This window comes from Streptomyces sp. NPDC037054, assembly GCF_055606745.1.
In genome coordinates this window covers 237,388-254,136 of the sequence record NZ_JBVJSJ010000005.1, presented here as the reverse complement: position 1 = coordinate 254,136, position 16,749 = coordinate 237,388, and the positions used below count along the sequence as shown (strand labels likewise).

Below are 16,749 nucleotides of genomic sequence, written 5' to 3'. Positions count from 1 at the left end.
GCCGCCGAGCTTTCACCGCACCGTGCGCGCCGTCACGCCGCCGTCTGCAGGTCGAGGCGCGCTCCGAACTCCCTGACCACCGGTTCGTCCCGGTACGGCTCGAGTCGCTGCTGGAAGTCCTCCAGGTATTCGGCGCCCCGGTCGGAGCGCAGCGTCTCCAGCAGTTGGACGGCGCGCAGGCCGGTCGCGCAGGCCTGCTCGATTTCACGTTGCTGCACCTGCGCGGTGGCCAGCAGGACGTAGCCGATCGCGCGCCGGCGCGCGCGGGACTCCGGGTGCCCGGCCAGCGACTCCTCCGCGCACCGGGCCGCCTCCTCCGCCTGTCCGAGGTCGCGGTGGCAGTGCGCCAACTCGTCGGCGAGATACGCCTCGTCGAAGTGCGCGATCCACGCCGGGTCGTCGCCGGAGGACGGGTCGGCCGCCTCCAGCGCGGTCACCGCGCGCCCGGCGGAGGTCTGCGCCGCCCGCGCGTCGCCCATCAGCGCGTGGCCCCGGGCCTCCGCCGCGAGGAACATGGCCTCCGCGCGCGGCGTCACCCGCCCCCGGGCGCCTTCCTGCGCGGCGCGCGCCAACTGGGCGATCTCCCTGGGGTTTCCGAGCTGCGCCGCCAGGTGGCTCATCGACGCGGCGAGCACGTAGCCGCCGTATCCGCGGTCCCCCGCCGCCTGCGCGAGACGCAGCGCCTGGATGTAGTACCGCTGGGCGAGGCCCGGTTGGCCGGTGTCGACGGCCATGTACCCGGCGAGTTCGGTGAGTCGGGCCACCGCGCCGAACAGGTCACGGCCCACGGCCTCCCGGTACGACCCCGCCAGCAGCCCCGAGACGACGCTGTTGAGGTAGTGCACGAGGACCGGGCGCACGTGTCCGCTGCCGTACTGGTGGTCGAGTTCCACCAGCGCCTGCGTCATCGCGCGCACGGCGGAGACGTCGGACTGGCCGACGCGCGGCCCCGCCGAGCGGGCCACCTGGCCGTCGGGCGCGGTGATCAGCCAGTCGCGGCTGGGCTCGACGAGGGCGGACGCGGCGACGGACGAGCCGGACAGGAAGTCCCGGCGGCCCACGTCGCTGCGCCACAGCTCGCAGACCTGCTCGATGGCCCCCAGTACCGTCGGCGAGAACTGGAGACCGACGCCCGACGCGAGGTTCTTGCCGTTGGCCATGCCGATCTCGTCGATCGTGACCGTACGGCCGAGTTTGCGTCCGAGCGCCTCCGCGATGATCGCCGGTGCCCGGCCCCGCGGTTGCTGGCCGCGCAGCCAGCGCGCCACCGACGTCTTGTCGTAGCGCAGATCGAGTCCGTGCTCGGCGCCGCACAGATTGACCCGGCGGGCCAGCCCGGCGTTCGAGCAACCCGCTTCCTGAATGAGCGCCTGCAGCCGTTCGTTCGGCTGTCGCGCGACGAGAGGCCTTGCGGCCATGGCGTACCCCCTGAGGCTGCGGTGCCTGCCCACGCACCGAGTTGACGTGTCTTCCGCGACCGGACCCCCTCACGTCCCGGCGAAAAGATCCGGCCGTGAAGATCAATGCCCCGCCCAGTTGGCGAAAATGCGAGGCTTACGAGGATTTGCCGGACACGACCGCCCCCGTGGGCGGCGGCCGGTTCCCCGACGTGGCTACCCAGCCGCCGCACCGGATCCCCCCGCGCGCCCCCACCCGTGCACCCGTGCGCCCCGGCTACGGAGTCGACGCCCCTGTCCCGCGCACGGTCCCGCGCGATCCCGCACGAGCCGCGCACGACTTGGCCGGGACACGACCTGGACACGGCCGTAACTCCAGGTGGGCGCGGGAGTTGAGTGGGGCGTGGAAGAGACGATCCCGGGCACCGAAGCCGTTCAGACCGCCGCGCGGACCTCCGGGCACACCCCGGGGCAGGCCCCCGGGCAGCCCACCGGACAGTCCACAGGACAGCCCACCGGGCAGATTCCGGTGCAACGCGGTGAGACGCTGCTGGAGACCGCCGCGCGCTACGCCGAGGAACGTCACTGGGACGTGGTCCCCGGCACCTGGCTGGAGGCCGTCGGCGGGGCGCACCGCTGCTCGTGCGGCGACGCCGCCTGCCCCGCGCCCGGCGCACATCCGGCGCGCGACGACTGGGCGACGGAGGCGACGGGCAGCGCGACCGTCGCGCGGCGCCTGTGGCAGCAGCGGCCGACGGCGTCGGTCCTGCTGCCGACGGGACGGACGTTCGACGCGATCTCCGTGCCGGAGACGGCCGGTTTCCTGGCTCTGGCGCGCCTGGAGCGGATGGAGTCGACGCTGGGGCCCGTGACGCTGACACCGGACCGGCGTACGGAGTTCTTCGTGCTGCCGGGCGCGGCGGCGAAGCTGCCGGGGCTGCTGCGCGGGCTGGGCTGGTCACCGGCGTCGCTGGACCTGCGGGTGCTCGGCGAGGGGGCGTACGTGGCCGCGCCGCCCACGCGGTTCGGCGGACGCGGGGCGGTGCAGTGGGTACGCCGGCCGACGCCCGCGAACCGGTGGCTCCCGGACGCGGAGGAACTGATCCCGGCCCTGGCCTACGCCTGCGGCCGCGACCGCTGACCTGCCCCGCTGGCCTCCGCCGCCGGCCCACGCCGCCCGGCGTCCTCCGCGTCGATCGCGCCGTGGGGTGGGCTCGGGCGGCCGTGCCGCCGCGGGGTGTGCGGGGCGCCGTAGGGTTCCCGTATGACGTATGCCGTTCGTGTGCAAGGGCTCTGGAAGCGGTTCGGGCAGCAGGTCGCCGTGGCCGGGATCGATCTGGAGCTGCCCGCGGGCAAGTTCATCGGGCTCGTCGGGCCGAACGGGGCGGGGAAGACCACCACCCTGTCGATGGTGACCGGGCTGCTGCGCCCCGATCAGGGCGCCGTCGAGGTCGTCGGGCACGACGTGTGGCGCGACCCCGTCGAGGTGAAGGCCAGGATCGGGGTGCTGCCCGAGGGCCTGCGGCTGTTCGAGCGGTTGTCCGGGCGCGAACTGCTCGCGTACTCGGGCCGGTTGCGCGGGCTGCCCGGCGCCGAGGTCGACAAGCGCGCCACCCAGCTCCTCGACGTCCTCGACCTGGCCGGCGCGCAGCACAAGCTCGTCGTCGACTACTCGACCGGCATGCGCAAGAAGATCGGGCTGGCCGCGGCCCTGCTGCACAACCCCGAAGTGCTGTTCCTGGACGAGCCGTTCGAGGGCGTCGACCCGGTGTCCGCGCAGACCATCCGCGGCGTCCTGGAGCGCTACACCGCCTCCGGCGCCACCGTCGTCTTCTCCTCCCACGTGATGGAACTCGTCGAGTCGCTGTGCGACTGGGTCGCCGTCATGGCGGCCGGACGGATCCGCGCCCACGGCCCGCTCGCCGAGGTGCGCGGCGACGCGCCCTCGCTGCAGCGGGCGTTCCTCGAACTCGTCGGCGCCCACAGCCGCGACGCGGGCACGGACCTGGACTGGCTGGGCGGCGGGGCCCGATGAGCGACGTCACCACCACCGTCGTCCGGCTGAAGCTGTCGCTGCTGCGCAACGGGCTGCGGCAGTCCGGCGGTCGGCGCGCCGCGTACGTCGCGTCCGCCGTGATCGCCCTGCTGTTCGCCGCGCTCCAGCTGATCGGCCTGATCGCGCTGCGCGGCCACGCGCACGTGGAGTCCCTGGTCGTGCCGGTGGCGGCCGTGCTGGGCCTCGGCTGGGCGGTGATGCCGCTGTTCTTCCCCAGCGGCGACGAGACCCTCGACCCGACCCGCCTCGTCATGCTGCCGCTGCGGCCCCGGCCGCTGGTGCGGGCACTGCTCGCGGCGTCGCTGGTCGGTATCGGGCCACTGTTCACGCTGTGCCTGCTGGCCGGTTCCGTCATCGCGGTCGCGCACGGCGGTGCGGCCTTCGCCGTCGGCGTCGTCGCCGTCGTCCTCGGGCTGCTGGTGTGCGTGGCGCTGGCGCGCGCCGTGGCCGCGGCCAACGTACGGCTGCTGACCAGCCGCAAGGGCCGCGACCTCGCGGTGCTCAGCGGCCTCCTCATCGCCGTCGGCGCGCAACTGGTCAACTTCGGGGCGCAGCGCCTCGGTTCGTCGGGCCTCGCGCAGCTCGACCCGGCGGCCGACGTGCTCCAGTGGGTGCCGCCCGCCTCGGCGATCGCCGCCGTGCACGCGGCCGGCGAGGGCTCCTACGGCCGCGCCGCCGCCCAACTCGCCCTGACCGCCGCGGCGCTGGTGGCCCTCGTCGCCGTCTGGACGCGGCACCTGACCCGGCTGATGACCTCGCCCGACGGCTCCACGCTCGCCGCCGCGGACACGGCCGCGCGGGAACGCGCGTCGGGCGGGCACGCCCGGCTGCTGCCGCCCGGCCGCACGGGCACCGTCATGGAGCGCAGTCTGCGCTACGTGTGGCGCGACCCGAAGACCAAGGCGGCCTGGGTGACGTCCCTGGCCATCGGCGTGATCGTGCCGGTGTTCAACGCGTGGCAGGGCACCGGCTCGGTGTACTTCGCGTGCTTCGCCGCCGGCATGCTCGGCATCCAGATGTACAACCAGTTCGGCCAGGACACCTCCGCGTTCTGGATGGTCGCCATGACGATCTCGTCCCCCCGCGACGCGTACGTCGAACTGCGCGCCCGCGCCCTGGCCCTGCTGGTGATCACCCTCCCGTACGCCACCCTCGTCACGGTCGTCACGACGGCGATGCTCGGCGACTGGCCCCGGCTGCCGGAGGCGCTCGGCCTGTCCTTCGCGCTGCTCGGCGCGATGCTGGCGACCGGTGCCTGGGCGTCCGCGCGCTTCCCGTACTCCATCCCGCAGGAGGGCCACAAGAACGTCGCCCCGGGGCAGACCGGGCTCGCCTGGATCTCCATCTTCGGCGGGATGATCGCGGCGGCCCTGCTGTGCGCGCCGGTCATCGCGCTGACGATCTGGCTGAATGTGAGCGACGGCGGCGACCGCTTCGCCTGGCTGCTGCTCCCGGCCGGCGCCGGCTACGGGGCGGCGCTCACGCTGCTCGGCCTGCGGCTCGCGGCACCGCGTACGGCGGCCCGGCTGCCGGAGATCCTCACGGCGGTCAGCAAGGGGTGACGCCGCCCGCGGTCATGCACGGCCGCGCCGGCGTGCTCGCGCGGGCCCCGTACCGCCTCAGTCCCCCGTACACGCGTCCAGGAACGGTTCGATCGCCGCGCGCCAGGCCTCCGGCTGGTCGTAGTGGACGAGGTGGCCGGCCTCGGCGACCTCCGCGTACTGGCCCCGGGGCAGCACCCGCACCATCTCCTGCGCCTCGGCGCGGCCGAGCTCGCCGTCGAGGCCGCGCACGACGAGGGCGGGGCACCGGACCTGGGCCAGCTCCTCCCAGTGCGCGTCGTAGACCCATGTCTCGCGCGACCTGAGCATCTGCTCCGGTGCGAAGACGGGCCGCCAGCCGTCCGGGGACTCGGTCATCACCTCGGCATAGAACTCGCCGCGCGACGGGTTCGGCCGCTCCACCCAGGGGTCGTCCTCGCCGAACCACTTGCGGACGTCCGCGAGCGTGGCGAACGGCACCGGCCAGGCGCGGAACCACTCGGCCCACTCCCGCTGCGAGGCGGCGCCGAGCGCGGACGCCCGCATGTCGCAGATGATCACGCCGCGCACCAGGTCGGGGCGCTTCGCGGCGAGCTGCCAGGCGGTCAGCGCGCCCATCGCGTGCCCGATGAGGACGGCGGGGCCGAGGCCGAGCTGTTCGAGGGCGGCCTCGGCGTCGTCGACGTACGCCTCCCTGGTGAAGGCGGCGTCCGGGGGCTTGTCGCTCTGCCCGTGGCCGCGCTGGTCGAGGGCGACCGCGCGGTGCCGCCCGGAGAGCCAGCGGGCCGTGGACGCCCAGTGCGAGGCGCGTCCCATCAGCCCGTGCAGTAACAGCACGCCGGGCGTGCCCTCCCCCGCCCCGGGTGTTCCGTCCGCCGGGTCCGTCGCCCAGCCCTTCCCCGGGTCCTTCGCCGGGTCGGTCTTGGGCGGATCCCCGAACTCCCAGGCCGCGAGGCGGACGCCGCCCGCCCCGGTCACGTCGATGCGCCGCACCATTGGTTCTGGCACCCCCCAAGCTCCGCGTGGACCGCTCGCGCTTGACTTGTCGATCGCAGATTATCGAATACTCATTCGAAAACGTCGCTTCGGCGGGCAACACCCCACCTTCGAGTGACACCCGCCCAGGAATGATCGCCTCCGCCACGGGGAGATCTTCAGCGGGAGGCGGGCCGCTCGGGGAAATCGGTCCGAAGGGGATGACCCTGGGAGCTCGGGGCTCCGGGTCAGCACAGGGGAGGACAGGCCCCGGCGCCGCACGGCGCCGGGGCCCTCCGCGTCTTCGGCACCCGCCCCGCACCGCACGGAGCACACGTGCTCCGCGTCTCGCTCATCTCGCCGGCACATCCTCCCCGCCCCCTCCCGGCCGGACGGCAGCACCGTGACGGACGCACCGTCAGGTCCCACGCTCACGCGACAGCGTCGCACGCGCGGCGCCGGAGCGCTGCGCTTCGACGGACTGGGCCGCTACGCGATCTCCCGCGGGGCGAGATCGCGACAGCCCAACGCCTGACGCACAGTCACCAAGCCCCCTCGGCGCGCGCCGACCCCCCTCAGCGCTTGGCGACGAACACGTGCGACGCGACGTCCGCCTCCAGCTCGGCCGCCTCGCCGCCGCTGCCCACGAGCACCCCGCCCGCCGACTCCGTCACGCTGACCACCGATCCGGGCTGCACGCCCGCCCGGCGCAGCGTGTACATCAGCTGCGCGTCCGTCTGGATCGGCTCGCCGATCCGGCGCACGACGACCGTCTTGCCCTCCACCCCCGGGTCGAGGTCGGCGAGCGACACCATGCCCTCGTCCAGGAACGGGTCGGCGCCGTCCTTCTCGCCCAGCTCCTCCAGCCCCGGGATCGGGTTGCCGTACGGCGACTCGGTCGGGTGCCGCAGCAGCTCCAGCACGCGCCGCTCGACCGCCTCGCTCATCACGTGCTCCCAGCGGCACGCCTCGGCGTGGACCTGCTCCCACTCCAGACCGATCACGTCGACGAGCAGGCACTCCGCGAGGCGGTGCTTGCGCATCACGCGCGTGGCCAGCCGCCGGCCCTCGTCCGTGAGCTCCAGGTGCCGGTCGCTGGCGACGGACACCAGGCCGTCGCGCTCCATCCGCGCCACCGTCTGGCTCACCGTCGGACCGCTCTGGTCGAGCCGCTCGGCGATCCGGGCGCGCATGGGGACCACACCTTCCTCCTCCAGCTCGAGGATGGTGCGGAGATACATCTCCGTGGTGTCGATCAGTCCGGACATGTGTGCCCCTCGGTTGAGATCTGCCGGAGGCTCGGCGGCTCCGGCGTGTGCGCTGGCCCTGACCCCAATTCTGACGCATGGCGCCGACAACCGTGCCTCGCCCGCGAAACGCGGGGGCCGCCGGCCCGCGACCGGGACGCCGGTGACCGCCGCCCCCGGCCGCGCGTGGCCGTATTGACACCGCACTGGTCCAGACCGCACCGTGATCCGCGACGCAGCCGCACCGAAGGGGCCCCGCATGAGCGACCGCAAGCCGGCACGCCAGTTCCTCGACGCCGCGATCGGCCTGCTGGAGCGCGTGCGCGACGAGGAGGGCGAGGCCGTCGAGGCCGCCGGCACGCTCCTCGCCGACACCGTGGCCTCCGGCGGACGGCTGTTCGCCTTCGGCGCCGGTCACTCCTCCCTCGCCGCCCAGGACGTCGTCTACCGGGCCGGCGGACTCGCCCTCATGAACCTGCTGGCCGTCCCGGGCGTCGTCGGCGTCGACGTCATGCCGGCCACACTCGGCTCCGCCCTGGAGCGTGTCGACGGCCTCGCGAGCGCCGTGCTGGACACCTCGCCGGTCCGCGCGGGCGACGCCCTGGTGATCGTCTCCCTGTCGGGCCGCAACGCCCTCCCGGTGGAGATGGCGATGAACGCCCGCGCGCTCGGCGTGAAGGTCATCGGCGTGACCTCCGTCGCGTACGCCACGCAGACGACGTCGCGGCACGTGTCGGGGACGTTCCTGAAGGACCACTGCGACGTCGTCCTCGACTCGAAGATCGCGGTCGGCGACGCGGAACTCACCCTCGACACGGTCCCGGCCCCCTTCGCCCCGGCCTCCACCGTCGTCACCTCGGCCCTCATGCAGGCCGTCGTCGCCACGGCGGCCGGCGTCCTCGCCGACCGCGGCATCGAGCCGCCCCTGCTCCGCTCGGGCAACGTCGACGGCGGCCACGAATGGAACGGCCGCGTGATGGAGCAGTACCGCGACCGGATCTTCTACCGGCGCTGACCCCGAGCGCCGCCAACCCGGCACCCGCCCCCGGCGCACGCCGCGCGACGTCGGCTTTCGGACGTACAACGATTCCCTCAATCTTGCCGGAACCCGATGTGCGCTGAGTCACGTTCAAGTTGAATGATTGCAAGTATGCGAACCGACGCGCCGTACGAACGGACGCAGCCTGCAGGGGGTCCAGGTGAGTGCTTCCCGGCGTAGTGGGACCACCGACGAGCTGGGGCCCGACGAGTCCGAGCCGCCCGAGCAGCCCGAGCGGGACGGCGCGGACCTGCTCGCCGCGCTCCTCGACGGCATGGACGCGGCCCTGTGCGCCTTCGACGCCGACGGCGTCGTCACCCACTGGAACCGGGAGGCCGAGCGCATCCTCGGCTGGACCGCCGCCGAGGCCGTGGGCCGACCGGGCCTGACCGGCTGGGCGGTGCGCAGCGCCGACGCCGAGGAGGTCCAGGCGCGCCTGATGTCCGCCATGAACGCGCCGGGCCGGCAGGTCCACGAGTTCGCCCTGCTCACCAAGGACGGCGGCCGGGTGCTGGTGCGCACCCAGTCGGCGGCCGTGCGCGGCCCGGACGGCAAGCCCGCGGGGCTGTACTGCGCCTTCAGCGAGGTCCACGCACAGATCGACCTGGAGCGCTCGATCGCCCTCAGTGAGGCCCTGTTCGAGGACGCGTCCTGGGGCGTGGTCCTCGTCGACGCCGACCTGCGGCCCGCCGTCGTCAACGCCCACGCGGCCCGCGCCCTGGGCATCGGCCGTACGTCCGTCCTGGGCCGCCCGCTCGGTGAACTGCTCGCCCAGGGCGTCGAGGAACTGGAGAGCGCGCTCACCCACGTCCTCGCCGAGGGCGCGCCGCCCGCGCCCGCCGAGATCTGGGTGGGCGTGCGCACACCCGAGGGCGAGAAGCGGCGCTGCTGGCGCTGCGGCTTCGTACGGCTCGCGTCGCCCCTCGCGGAGGAGCCGGTGCCGCTCGGCGTCGGCTGGCTGTTCCAGGACGTGACCGAGGCCAAGCAGGGCGCGCAGGAGGCGTCGCTGCTGCGGTTCCGCACCAACCAGTTGCACCGCGCCGCGCGGGCCGCCGCCGAGTGCGAGAGCCCCGCCGAGGCGGCGACCGTCCACCTGGACTTCGCCCTGGCCGGATTCGCCGACCACGCCGTCGTGGACCGCGTCCTGGGCGACCCGGCGGACGAGGACGCCACCGAGCCGGTGCGGCTCGTACGGGTCGTGGCGACCCCCTCGGGCGCACCCGGCCCGAGCGCCCTCGGCGGCGCCGCCGGACTCCCCGTCCGGTACGCACCGGGGCATCCGGCGCTCCAGTGCGTGGCACGGTCGGGCTCGGTGCGCGCGAGCGCCGGGTCGATCCCGGCGGACCAGGCCCGCGCCTGGGCACTGGCCCGCCAGTGGCCGGCGGACACGGTCCACGCCCTGTGCGCGGTACTGCGCAGCCGCGGCCGCACCCTCGGCGCCGTGACGTTTCTGCGCACGGCGGGCCGCCACACCTTCGAACGCTCCGACACGGCCTACGCCGAAGACGTCGCCACCCGCATCGCCACGGCCCTGGATCTGGCGGGGGCGCTGGAGGGCGCGCAGGAGTAGGCGCCGAGCCGGGTCCGGGCACGAGCGCAGCCCGAGCCCCGGTCCGCCCGGTCCGCGAAAAAAGGACTTGAACGGACGGACGCCCGCTTCTTACTGTGGCTGCACTTCGGAAAGGAGGTGGTTCGGCAGATGTATGCATACCGGACGGAAGAGGTGACCGCGGGCTAGCGTCCGTCGTCGCTCGTTCGGCGCCGGACCAGCGCGTGTATGTCGCGTGCAGCCGGCCAATCCAACGCAGTCACCCGACCCGCGGGCTGCCGGTACGTCCGGCCGGCTCCTCCCTGGAGGAACCCAGCCCGCGGGTCGCTGCGTTGTGTGGTGTGGTGGGGCGGTCAGCGGGCGATGTCCGCGTAGCCCTCGATCTCGCGCGGGTCCCTGGTGCCCGGGCCGACGTAGCGGGCGGACGGGCGGACCAGGCGGCCGGTGCGCTTCTGCTCCAGGATGTGCGCGGACCAGCCGGCCGTGCGGGCGCAGGTGAACATCGACGTGAACATGTGCGCCGGGACCTCCGCGAAGTCCAGGACGATCGCCGCCCAGAACTCCACGTTGGTGGCGAGGACCCGGTCGGCGCGGCGGTTGTGCAGTTCGTTCAGCGCCGCCTTCTCCAGCGCCTCGGCGATCTCGAAGCGCGGGGCGCCCAGCTCGCGGGCCGTGCGGCGCAGGACGCGGGCGCGCGGGTCCTCGGCGCGGTAGACGCGGTGGCCGAAGCCCATCAGGCGCTCGCCCCGGTCCAGGGCCTGCTTGACGTAGGCCTCCGCGTCGCCGGTGCGCTCGATCTCCTCGATCATGCCGAGGACGCGCGAGGGGGCGCCGCCGTGCAGCGGGCCGGACATGGCGCCCACGGCTCCGGACAGCGCGGCGGCCACGTCGGCGCCGGTGGAGGCGATGACGCGGGCGGTGAAGGTGGAGGCGTTCATGCCGTGCTCGGCGGCGCTGGTCCAGTAGGCGTCGACCGCGGCGACGTGCTTGGGGTCGGGCTCGCCCCGCCAGCGGATCATGAAGCGCTCGACGACGGACTGGGCCTTGTCGATCTCGCGCTGCGGGACCATGGGCAGGCCCTGGCCGCGGGCGGACTGGGCGACGTAGGACAGGGCCATGACGGCGGCGCGGGCGAGGTCCTCGCGGGCCTGCGCCTCGTCGATGTCCAGGAGGGGTTTGAGGCCCCACACCGGCGCGAGCATGGCGAGCGCGGACTGGACGTCCACGCGGATGTCGCCGGAGTGGACGGGGATGGGGAACGGCTCGGCGGGCGGCAGGCCGGGGTTGAAGGCACCGTCGACGAGCAGGCCCCACACGTTGCCGAAGGAGACGTGGCCGACGAGGTCCTCGATGTCGACGCCCCGATAACGCAGGGCGCCGCCCTCCTTGTCCGGCTCGGCAATCTCCGTCTCGAACGCGACGACTCCTTCGAGCCCGGGTACGAAGTCGGACATCAGGCGGCTCCTCATGATGTGGGCGACGGATGGTGTTGTGGGGGTGGGACGACCGTGTGTCAGGCAGTGGTGAAGTGGTCGCCGTCCGGTGGATCCACGGCCGTAACGGCTCGCGGTCCGGGACGTCACCCCTGTGATGCCCCGTCCGGTCGGCGGTCACCCAACCGGATCGGAATCAGCACGATATTCCCTGAGTGCCAGCCTTGGGGAGAGCTAGCGGCACTGAGTGCCAGTGAGTGACGCAGGCCACCGTGCGCCGGGCGAGGGACGGTCAGGGTGTGGACATGTGCTCTGAGGGGGCGTTCGCATGCGGCAAGATGACGGCGTGACCGACCGAGACTCCTCCCACACCGTCCCCTTCGACCTCGCGTCGATGCGCAAGCAGTACCGGGCCGAAGGGCTCCTGGAGTCCGGCCTGGCGGCGTCGCCGGTGGAGCAGTTCGCGCGCTGGTTCAAGCAGGCCGCGACGGAGGGCGGGCTGTTCGAACCGAACGCGATGGTCGTGTCGACGGCGGACGCCGAGGGGCGGACGAGTTCCCGCACGGTGCTGCTGAAGCACTTCGACGAGCAGGGCTTCGTCTTCTACACGAACTACGACTCCCGCAAGGGCCGCGACCTGGCCGCGAACCCGTACGCGTCCCTGCTGTTCCCGTGGCATCCGATGGCCCGGCAGGTCGTCGTGACGGGCCCGGCGCGGCGCACCGGCCGCGACGAGACGGCGGCGTACTTCCGTACGCGTCCGCACGGCTCGCAGCTCGGGGCGTGGGCCAGCACCCAGTCGTCGGTGATCGCCGACCGTGCGGAGCTGGACGCGGCGTACGAGGAGCTGGCGGCGCGCTATCCGGAGGGCGAGCAGGTGCCGGTGCCGCCGCACTGGGGCGGTTTCCGGGTGGTCCCGGACACGGTGGAGTTCTGGCAGGGGCGCGAGAACCGGCTGCACGACCGGCTGCGGTACGTGGCGGAGCCGGGCGGCGGCTGGCGGGTGGAGCGGCTCAGTCCCTGAACGCGCCGGGCGCCGGGCTCAGGCCAGTGCCTCGTCCAGCAGGGCCGCCCACTGGGCGACCACGCGTTCGCGGCGGGCGGTGTCGTCGGTGAGCAGATGGGCGAGGCCGAGGCCGCGGGCCATGTCCAGCAGGCCCTGCACGGTCTCCCGGACTCCGGGGCGGGACTCGTCGGCGCCGAGCAGTTCCACGGCTATCCGGTGCGTCTCGCGGCCGACGCGGGCCTCCAGCTCGGCGACGCGCGGGCCGAGCTGTTCCTCGTTGGACGCGGCCACCCACAGGTGGAGGGCGGCGCGGAACAGGGGGCCGGTGTAGAGGTCGACGAGGGCGGTGACGACGGCCCGGCGGTCCTGGGCCGTGCCCTGCGGGAACAGGGCCCGCAGGGCTCCGGAGCGTTCCTCGGCGACGTACTCGACGGCCGCGGTGAACAGGTCCTCGCGGGTCGGGAAGTGGTGCTGGGCGGCGCCCCGGGAGACGCCCGCGCGTTCGGCGACGACGGAGACCGTGGAGCCCGCCCAGCCGTGCTCGGCGAGGCAGGCCACGGCGGCCTCCAGGAGGCGCTGCCGGGTGGCCCGGCTGCGGTCCTGCTTGGGGACGCGGTCGCCGGGGACGCGTTCGTCCGTGCTCACAGCACCCATGCGGGATCCCGTCGGTCGAGGAAGGCCGTCATTCCCTCGCGGGCGTCGGCGGTGCCGAACAGCCGGGCGGAGAGCCCGGTGAGGCCGTCCGCCTCCCGGTCGAAGGTCTCCAGCACCTTAGCCGTGAGGATGCCCTTCGTCGCGGCGAGGGCCTCGGGGGCCGCTCGGCGCAGGCCGTCGAGGACCGGCGCGAGTACGGCGTCCACGTCGTCCCCGGCCGCGGTGAGCAGGCCGGTGCGGGCGGCCTCCGCGGCGTCGAAGCGCTCGCCGGTGAGGTAGTAGCGGGCCAGGGCACGCGGGTCGGTGCGGGGCAGGAGCGGCAGGGAGATCACGGCGGGCGCGACGCCGATGCGCACTTCGGTGAAGGCGAAGCTCGCCCCGGTGGCGGCGGCGGAGATGTCGCAGGCGGCGAGCAGGCCGAGGCCGCCGGCGCGGACGTGCCCGGTGACGCGGGCGACGACGGGTTTGCGCAGCTCCACGATCTGCCGGAGCAGCGCGACGAGGTCCTTGGGGTCGGGCGGGTCCCGCAGGTCGGCGCCGGCGCTGAAGGTGTTGCCGGTGTGGGTGAGGACGACGGCGCGTACGGCGTCGTCGGCGCCGCTCGCGTGCAGCGCCTCGGCGAGTTCGCCGACGAGGGCGGCCGACAGGGCGTTGCGGTTGTGCGCCGAGTCGAGGGTGAGGGTGGTGATGCCGCGGTCGTGCGCGGTGTGGACGAGGGGGGTCATGGGGGCTCCCTGGTGGGCCGGTCCGCCTGCCGGTGGGTGGGGGCGTGCCCGGCTCAGTACGACTTGGGCAGGCCGAGGGTCTGGTGGGAGACGTAGTTCAGGATCATTTCCCGGCTGACCGGTGCGATGCGGGCCACGCGGGCGCCGGTGATCAGCGAGGCGAGCCCGAACTCGCGGGTCAGGCCGTTCCCGCCGAGGGTGTGCACGGCCTGGTCGACGGCACGCACGCAGGCCTCCCCCGCCGCGTACTTCGCCATGTTGGCGGCCTCGCCGGCGCCGACGTCGTCGCCCGCGTCGTACAGGTGGGCCGCCTTCTGCATCATCAGGCGGGCCAGTTCGAGTTCGATGTGGGCCTGGGCGAGAGGGTGCGCGATGGCCTGGTGGGCGCCGATGGGGGCCTTCCACACGGTGCGCTCGCGCGCGTACTCGACGGCGCGGGACAGGGCGTAGCGGCCCATGCCGATGGCGAAGGCGGCGGTCATGATCCGCTCGGGGTTCAGTCCGGCGAACAGCTGGAGCAGCCCGGCGTCCTCGTCGCCGACGAGCGCGTCGGCGGGCAGGCGCACGTCGTCCAGGACGAGCTCGAACTGCTTCTCGGCGGCGTGGATCTCCATGTCGATGGGGTGCCGCTGGAAGCCCTCGGCGTCGCGCGGAACGATGAACAGGCAGGGCTTGAGGTTGCCCGTGCGGGCGTCCTCGGTGCGGCCGACTATGAGGGTGGCGTCGGCGTGGTCGACGCCGGAGACGAACACCTTGCGGCCGGTCAGCAGCCAGTCGGCGCCGTCCCGGCGGGCGGTGGTGGTGATGCGGTGGCTGTTGGAGCCGGCGTCGGGCTCGGTGATGCCGAAGGCCATGGTGCGGGTGCCGTCGGCGAGGGCCGGGAGCCAGGTGCGCTTCTGCTCGTCGGTGCCGAAGCGGGAGATGACGGTGCCGCAGATCGCCGGGGAGACGATCATCATGAGCAGGGGGCAGCCCGCGGCGCCGAGTTCTTCGAGGACGATGGAGAGTTCGGCGATGCCGCCGCCTCCGCCGCCGTGTTCCTCCGGGAGGTTGACGCCGAGGTAGCCGAGTTTGGCGGCCTCCAGCCAGAGTTCGGTGGGCTGGGCCCCGGCTTCGACGGTTTTCAGCATGTACTCGCGGCCGTAGCGTGTGCCGAGGGCGGCGACGGCTGCGCGGAGGGCTTTGTGCTCTTCGGTTTCGACGAGGGTCGTCATTGGGGCTCCTTCGGTTCGCGATCGGTGCGGCTACGTGGTGGTTGCCCGCGCAGTTCCCCGCGCCCCTTGGTCGGTCTCCTCGACCACGGCCAGGAGCGTCCCCATCTCCACCTGTTGGCCCGGGGACACCGGCAGGTCGGTGAGGACTCCCGTCGCCGGGGACGAGATGCGGTGCTGCATCTTCATCGCTTCGAGCCACAGCAACGGTTCACCGGCCGTCACCGTCGATCCGACCGTGAGTCCGTCGGCGACGCGGACGACCGTGCCGGGCATGGGCGCCAGCAGGGAGCCGGGGGCGTGCTGGGCGGTGGGGTCGGGGAAGCGGGGCAGGGCGGTGAGGGCGGTGGTGTTGACGTACACCTGGTCGCCGTGGCGGGTGACGTCGAACTTGCGGCGCACTCCGTCGATCTCCAGCACGACGAGGGCCGGGCCGGCGTGGACGACGCGCACGCCGTCGGCGGTCAGGCCCTCGCGGGTGTGCCGGTAGTGGACCTCGTGTTCCTCGCCGGCCATGGCGTACCGCTTGACCTGCGGCTGCGAGGGCACGTTGCGCCAGCCGCCGAAGCGGGACCGGCCGTGGGCGTCGGCGAGGGCGGCGGCGAGCGGGGCGTACGGTTCGGGCGCGGGCGCGGTGAGGGCGGCGAGGTGGCGGTCGTAGAAGCCGGTGTCCATGCGGCCGGTGGTGAACTCCTCGTGGCGCAGCGAGCGGACGAGGAGGTCGCGGTTGGTGACCGGGCCGTGGATCACGGCGTTCTCCAGGGCGCCCGCCAGTCTGCGGATGGCCTCCGCGCGCGTGGGTGCGTGGGCGACGGCCTTGGCGAGCATCGGGTCGTAGTGGACGCCGATGTCGTCGCCGTCGGTGAAGCCGGTGTCCAGGCGGACGCCGGGCACGTGGAGGCGGTGCAGCCGGCCGGTCTGCGGGGCCCAGCCCGCGGCGGGGTCCTCGGCGTAGAGGCGGGCCTCGACGGCGTGGCCACGCGCGCGTGGCGGTTCGGCGGGCAGGGCGTGGCCCTCGGCGACGCGGATCTGCTCGGCGACGAGGTCGAGGCCGTGGATCGCTTCGGTGACGGGGTGTTCGACCTGGAGGCGGGTGTTCATCTCCAGGAAGTGCGCCCGGTCGTCGGCGACGAGGAACTCGACGGTTCCGGCTCCCACGTAGGAGACGGAGCGCGCGGCGCGTACGGCGAGTCCGTACAGCTCTTCGGTGAGGCGCTCGGTGAGTCCGGGTGCGGGGGCCTCCTCGACGACCTTCTGGTGGCGGCGCTGGAGGGAGCAGTCGCGGGTGCCGAGTGGCCACACGGTGCCGTGGGTGTCGGCGAGGATCTGCACCTCGACGTGCCGGCCGCCCTCGACGTAGGGCTCCACGAAGACCTCGCCGTCGCCGAAGGCGGCTTCGGCCTCCTCGCGCGCGGCGGCGAGTTCGGTGTCGAGGTCGGCGAGGTGCCGCACGATCCGCATGCCGCGTCCGCCGCCGCCCGCGGCGGCCTTGACGAGGACGGGCAGGTCGGCCTCGGTGACCTCGGTGAGCGGTTTGAGGCCCATGAGTTCCTTGGCGCGGGTCTTGGACGCCATCGCCTCGATCGCCTCGGGCGGCGGTCCGATCCACACGAGGCCCGCGTCCCGTACGGCGCGTGCGAAGCCGGCGTTCTCGGAGAGGAAGCCGTAGCCGGGGTGCACGGCGTCCGCTCCGGCCGCGAGGGCGGCCCGGACGACGAGGTCGCCGCGCAGGTAGGTGTCCTGCGGTGCGGCGCCCGGCAGGCGTACGCAAGTGTCCGCCACGCGCGCGTGGAGGGCGTTCTCGTCGGCGTCCGAGTGCACGGCGACCGTCCGGATGCCCAGTTCGCGGCAGGTGCGGAAGACGCGGCAGGCGATTTCGCCGCGGTTGGCGACGAGGACTGAAGTGATCATTGGTG

The 16,749-nt window shown here is 73.7% G+C and carries 14 protein-coding genes; 6 read left to right on the top strand and 8 right to left on the bottom strand.

Annotated features, from left to right (window positions below):
- Nucleotides 1-32 precede the first annotated feature (32 nt).
- Entirely contained in the window at nucleotides 33-1,418 is a 1,386-nt protein-coding gene (locus ACZ7D7_RS14580; protein WP_470824522.1) for a transcriptional regulator, read from the bottom strand.
- Between the two features lie 382 nt (nucleotides 1,419-1,800).
- On the opposite strand from ACZ7D7_RS14580, the gene ACZ7D7_RS14575 reads away from it, so the two are divergent.
- From ACZ7D7_RS14575 to ACZ7D7_RS14565, 3 genes are all read left to right on the top strand, one after another.
- On the top strand, nucleotides 1,801-2,538 hold the full coding sequence (locus ACZ7D7_RS14575) for a bifunctional DNA primase/polymerase (protein WP_470824521.1): 738 nt from the start codon (nucleotides 1,801-1,803) through the stop codon (nucleotides 2,536-2,538).
- A 123-nt stretch (nucleotides 2,539-2,661) separates the two neighbouring features.
- Nucleotides 2,662-3,432, top strand: a complete 771-nt coding sequence (locus ACZ7D7_RS14570; protein ID WP_470824519.1) for an ABC transporter ATP-binding protein — start codon at nucleotides 2,662-2,664, stop codon at nucleotides 3,430-3,432.
- Nucleotides 3,429-5,015: a transporter gene (locus tag ACZ7D7_RS14565; RefSeq protein WP_470824518.1), complete on the top strand. Its 1,587-nt coding sequence runs from the start codon at nucleotides 3,429-3,431 to the stop codon at nucleotides 5,013-5,015. The genes ACZ7D7_RS14570 and ACZ7D7_RS14565 overlap by 4 nt, the downstream gene beginning before the upstream one ends.
- 57 nt (nucleotides 5,016-5,072) lie before the next feature.
- Here the strand turns inward: ACZ7D7_RS14565 and ACZ7D7_RS14560 are convergent, their stop codons facing one another.
- Together ACZ7D7_RS14560 and ACZ7D7_RS14555 are read right to left on the bottom strand one after the other, a co-directional pair.
- Nucleotides 5,073-5,990 (bottom strand): alpha/beta fold hydrolase, encoded by a 918-nt coding sequence (locus ACZ7D7_RS14560; protein ID WP_470824828.1) that lies wholly within the window; start codon nucleotides 5,988-5,990, stop codon nucleotides 5,073-5,075.
- Nucleotides 5,991-6,544: 554 nt separating this feature from the next.
- Nucleotides 6,545-7,237 (bottom strand): metal-dependent transcriptional regulator, encoded by a 693-nt coding sequence (locus tag ACZ7D7_RS14555; protein WP_004000347.1) that lies wholly within the window; start codon nucleotides 7,235-7,237, stop codon nucleotides 6,545-6,547.
- 238 nt (nucleotides 7,238-7,475) lie between these two features.
- Between ACZ7D7_RS14555 and ACZ7D7_RS14550 the strand changes: the two genes are divergently transcribed.
- Both ACZ7D7_RS14550 and ACZ7D7_RS14545 read left to right on the top strand, forming a co-directional pair.
- Nucleotides 7,476-8,231 carry an SIS domain-containing protein gene (locus ACZ7D7_RS14550; protein WP_470824517.1) on the top strand — a complete coding sequence of 252 codons (756 nt, stop codon included), beginning with the start codon at nucleotides 7,476-7,478 and terminating at the stop codon, nucleotides 8,229-8,231.
- A 184-nt stretch (nucleotides 8,232-8,415) separates the two neighbouring features.
- On the top strand, nucleotides 8,416-9,825 hold the full coding sequence (locus tag ACZ7D7_RS14545) for a PAS domain-containing protein (protein ID WP_470824516.1): 1,410 nt from the start codon (nucleotides 8,416-8,418) through the stop codon (nucleotides 9,823-9,825).
- 332 nt (nucleotides 9,826-10,157) lie between these two features.
- Here the strand turns inward: ACZ7D7_RS14545 and ACZ7D7_RS14540 are convergent, their stop codons facing one another.
- Nucleotides 10,158-11,258, bottom strand: a complete 1,101-nt coding sequence (locus tag ACZ7D7_RS14540) for a citrate synthase 2 (protein ID WP_470824514.1) — start codon at nucleotides 11,256-11,258, stop codon at nucleotides 10,158-10,160.
- A 307-nt stretch (nucleotides 11,259-11,565) separates the two neighbouring features.
- On the opposite strand from ACZ7D7_RS14540, the gene pdxH reads away from it, so the two are divergent.
- Nucleotides 11,566-12,261 (top strand): pyridoxamine 5'-phosphate oxidase, encoded by a 696-nt coding sequence (gene pdxH, locus ACZ7D7_RS14535; RefSeq protein WP_470824513.1) that lies wholly within the window; start codon nucleotides 11,566-11,568, stop codon nucleotides 12,259-12,261.
- 18 nt (nucleotides 12,262-12,279) lie between these two features.
- On the opposite strand, the gene ACZ7D7_RS14530 is transcribed toward pdxH, so the two are convergent.
- The 4 genes from ACZ7D7_RS14530 to ACZ7D7_RS14515 are packed head-to-tail and all read right to left on the bottom strand — an operon-like array spanning nucleotide 12,280 to nucleotide 16,744.
- Nucleotides 12,280-12,897: a TetR/AcrR family transcriptional regulator gene (locus ACZ7D7_RS14530; RefSeq protein WP_470824512.1), complete on the bottom strand. Its 618-nt coding sequence runs from the start codon at nucleotides 12,895-12,897 to the stop codon at nucleotides 12,280-12,282.
- On the bottom strand, nucleotides 12,885-13,622 hold the full coding sequence (locus tag ACZ7D7_RS14525) for an enoyl-CoA hydratase family protein (protein WP_470824511.1): 738 nt from the start codon (nucleotides 13,620-13,622) through the stop codon (nucleotides 12,885-12,887). The genes ACZ7D7_RS14530 and ACZ7D7_RS14525 overlap by 13 nt, the downstream gene beginning before the upstream one ends.
- Nucleotides 13,623-13,675: 53 nt before the next feature.
- Nucleotides 13,676-14,836: an acyl-CoA dehydrogenase family protein gene (locus tag ACZ7D7_RS14520; protein WP_470824510.1), complete on the bottom strand. Its 1,161-nt coding sequence runs from the start codon at nucleotides 14,834-14,836 to the stop codon at nucleotides 13,676-13,678.
- A gap of 30 nt (nucleotides 14,837-14,866) precedes the next feature.
- Nucleotides 14,867-16,744, bottom strand: coding sequence for an acetyl/propionyl/methylcrotonyl-CoA carboxylase subunit alpha (locus tag ACZ7D7_RS14515; RefSeq protein ID WP_470824509.1), 1,878 nt, complete (start codon nucleotides 16,742-16,744; stop codon nucleotides 14,867-14,869).
- Nucleotides 16,745-16,749 lie beyond the last annotated feature (5 nt).

Coding starts and splice junctions, on each gene's coding strand:
- ACZ7D7_RS14525 (WP_470824511.1), bottom strand. CDS start 13,622: ATGACCCCCCTCGTCCACACCGCGCACGACCGCGGCATCACCACCCTC.
- ACZ7D7_RS14580 (WP_470824522.1), bottom strand. CDS start 1,418: ATGGCCGCAAGGCCTCTCGTCGCGCGACAGCCGAACGAACGGCTGCAG.
- ACZ7D7_RS14570 (WP_470824519.1), top strand. CDS start 2,662: ATGACGTATGCCGTTCGTGTGCAAGGGCTCTGGAAGCGGTTCGGGCAG.
- pdxH (WP_470824513.1), top strand. CDS start 11,566: ATGCGGCAAGATGACGGCGTGACCGACCGAGACTCCTCCCACACCGTC.
- ACZ7D7_RS14550 (WP_470824517.1), top strand. CDS start 7,476: ATGAGCGACCGCAAGCCGGCACGCCAGTTCCTCGACGCCGCGATCGGC.
- ACZ7D7_RS14560 (WP_470824828.1), bottom strand. CDS start 5,990: ATGGTGCGGCGCATCGACGTGACCGGGGCGGGCGGCGTCCGCCTCGCG.
- ACZ7D7_RS14555 (WP_004000347.1), bottom strand. CDS start 7,237: ATGTCCGGACTGATCGACACCACGGAGATGTATCTCCGCACCATCCTC.
- ACZ7D7_RS14520 (WP_470824510.1), bottom strand. CDS start 14,836: ATGACGACCCTCGTCGAAACCGAAGAGCACAAAGCCCTCCGCGCAGCC.
- ACZ7D7_RS14565 (WP_470824518.1), top strand. CDS start 3,429: ATGAGCGACGTCACCACCACCGTCGTCCGGCTGAAGCTGTCGCTGCTG.
- ACZ7D7_RS14540 (WP_470824514.1), bottom strand. CDS start 11,258: ATGTCCGACTTCGTACCCGGGCTCGAAGGAGTCGTCGCGTTCGAGACG.
- ACZ7D7_RS14530 (WP_470824512.1), bottom strand. CDS start 12,897: ATGGGTGCTGTGAGCACGGACGAACGCGTCCCCGGCGACCGCGTCCCC.
- ACZ7D7_RS14515 (WP_470824509.1), bottom strand. CDS start 16,744: ATGATCACTTCAGTCCTCGTCGCCAACCGCGGCGAAATCGCCTGCCGC.